The organism is Acidobacteriota bacterium (assembly GCA_030949985.1).
Lineage (GTDB): Bacteria > Acidobacteriota > Polarisedimenticolia > J045 > J045 > JALTMS01.
In genome coordinates this window covers 1-2231 of sequence record JAUZRX010000007.1, presented here as the reverse complement: position 1 = coordinate 2231, position 2231 = coordinate 1, and the positions used below count along the sequence as shown (strand labels likewise).

At 60.8% G+C, this 2231-nt stretch carries 3 protein-coding genes; all 3 read left to right on the top strand.

From position 1 onward, the window contains the following. Positions 1 to 808 (top strand): IS21 family transposase (locus tag Q9Q40_01370; protein MDQ7005861.1); only part of this gene is annotated, 808 nt, incomplete at its 5' end. Next, entirely contained in the window at positions 777 to 1574 is a 798-nt protein-coding gene (gene istB / locus Q9Q40_01365) for an IS21-like element helper ATPase IstB (GenBank protein MDQ7005860.1), read from the top strand. The genes Q9Q40_01370 and istB, both read left to right, overlap by 32 nt. Positions 1575 to 1916: 342 nt before the next feature. After that, on the top strand, positions 1917 to 2231 hold a 315-nt coding region (locus tag Q9Q40_01360), incomplete at its 3' end, for a hypothetical protein (GenBank protein ID MDQ7005859.1).

Here is a 2231-nt window from a genome sequence, read left to right as displayed (position 1 = left end):
AGGTCGTGTCGAGCGGGCCATTCGTTTCGTCCGGGAGAGCTTCTTCGCGGCTCGCCCCTTTACGACGCTCGAGGATTTCAATCGCCAGGCCTGGAGGTGGCGTGACGAGATCGCTCACACCCGTCGTTGGCCCGGCGATGGGAAACGCACGGTTGGCGAGCTTTTCGAGGAGGAGCGGCATGTGCTGTTGCCTTTGCCGAAGCACGCGATGGAGACGGATCAGGTGAAGACCGTGCGCTCGGCGAAGACGATCTACATCCGTTTCGATCTGAACGACTACTCGATCCCACCGACCGCAGTCGGCCGAAATCTGGTGTTGGTTGCCTCCGATCGCCGCATCCGCTTGTTCGACGGCGAGAAACAGGTCGCCGAGCACAAGAGAAGCTACGACCGTGGCCGGAAGATCGAGGATCCGGCCCATCAGGAGGCCTTGTTGAAGGAGAAGCGCAAGGCCTACGGTGCGACCCGGCAAGGCCGGCTGGTCGCGGCGGTCCCCGAGAGCGAAGCGCTGCTGGAAGCGGCCTTCCGCCGGGGCGAGCCCAGCGGTGCTCAGGCCGCCCAGCTACTTCGCCTGCTTGACGATTACGGTGCCGAGGAGATGCGCAGCGCTGTGTGTGAAGCCCTCGAACGCGGCACTCCACGAGCCAGCTCGGTAGCCTACATCCTCGGCCAGCGGCATCGCGCCAAGACCCGCAAACGGCTGCTTCCCGTGGCTTTGCAGCGTCGGCCTGACCTCGAGAACCTCTGTGTCCAACCTCATGATCCGGAGACTTACGATGAACTCACGCACCACGACCCCGATGCCTGATCTGGCCGATCAACTGGCTCGGATCGGACTGCATGCCACTGCCGAGAACCTCGAAGATACGATTGCTCGGGCCACCAAGTCCCGCTGGTCCCCCAGAATCCTCCTCGAAGAGATTGCTCGCTCCGAGATGCAGGAGAAATCGCGGCGGGGAAGCGAGCGGCGGCTCCAGATGGCGCGGCTCGGTCGATTCAAGATGATGGCCGATTTCGACTGGAACTGGCCCAAGAAGATCGACCGCGATGCGATCGAGCGCGCTCTGACTCTCGACTTCATCGACGAGAAGCGTAACCTGGTCATGCTCGGATCGAATGGTCTAGGCAAGACCATGATCGCCAAGAACATCGCCTTCAAGGCCGCCCATGCGGGTCACACCGTGCTGTTTCGCACTGCTGCCGAGCTGATCGAGGATCTTCAGGTCGACTCTCCGGAACTCAGACGGCGCCGGCTGACCAAGTATTCTCGGCCCGCACTGCTTTGCATCGACGAGGTCGGATATCTCTCCTACGATCACCACGCCGCCGACTTGCTCTACGAGGTCGTCAACCGCCGCTACGAGCAGAAGTCGATCGTCGTCACGACGAATCGCACTTTCAAGGACTGGAATCTCGTCTTCCCCAACGCAACCTGTATCGCCACGCTTCTCGACCGCCTGACCCATCACGCCGATGTTACGATCATCGAGGGTCGCAGCTTCCGCGTCCGTGAAAGCGAGCAGGAAGCAGCAGCCCGACGGCGAAAGAGAAGACCATGCAAAAAGAAGTCATGAACGCCTCGCCCAGAGCCTATGTGCGCCGCGCTATCACCCTCTACCAGCAGCTCGCCGGGAGCGCCGTCCGTCCCCGGCAAAGCGATCGCCGGCTCGCTCACGAACTTCACCGACAAGGCGTATCCCTCGACCTGCTCGAGTCGGCTCTCCGACTCGCCGTCGCCAGAAGAACCGACCGGCCCGAAGACGCGCCTCCTCTCGAACCCATCGGGTCCCTGCATTACATCGTCCCCATCATCGAAGAGCTACGCCGCTGCCCCAAGATATCTCGGTACGCCGAGTATCTCCGAGAGCATGGTGAACCGAAGAAACCGGCCGAGGTCCAAATTCCTACGTTTTTGGATGATCGCTAACAATGGAAACAAGCCGACGCTCTTCCGTGATGGTGATTTGATGTTCGTGACACCCGACTGCGTGAAAGCGGTAATCGAGGTGAAGACCGCTCTCCGTGACCGTGCAGCGCTTGACGAGGCCATGACGAAGTTGGCGCAAGTCGGCCAGTTGTGCCGCGATTGCGTGCAGGCGACGCCGTGGCTTGGTTTGTTCGTATACGAGCGTAATCTTCAGGATGACGATGTATTGCTGAATTCGGTTGAGCAGGCCTACACCACTACCAACGTCCCGATCAATTGCATCGCGTATGGCAAGGATCGGTTC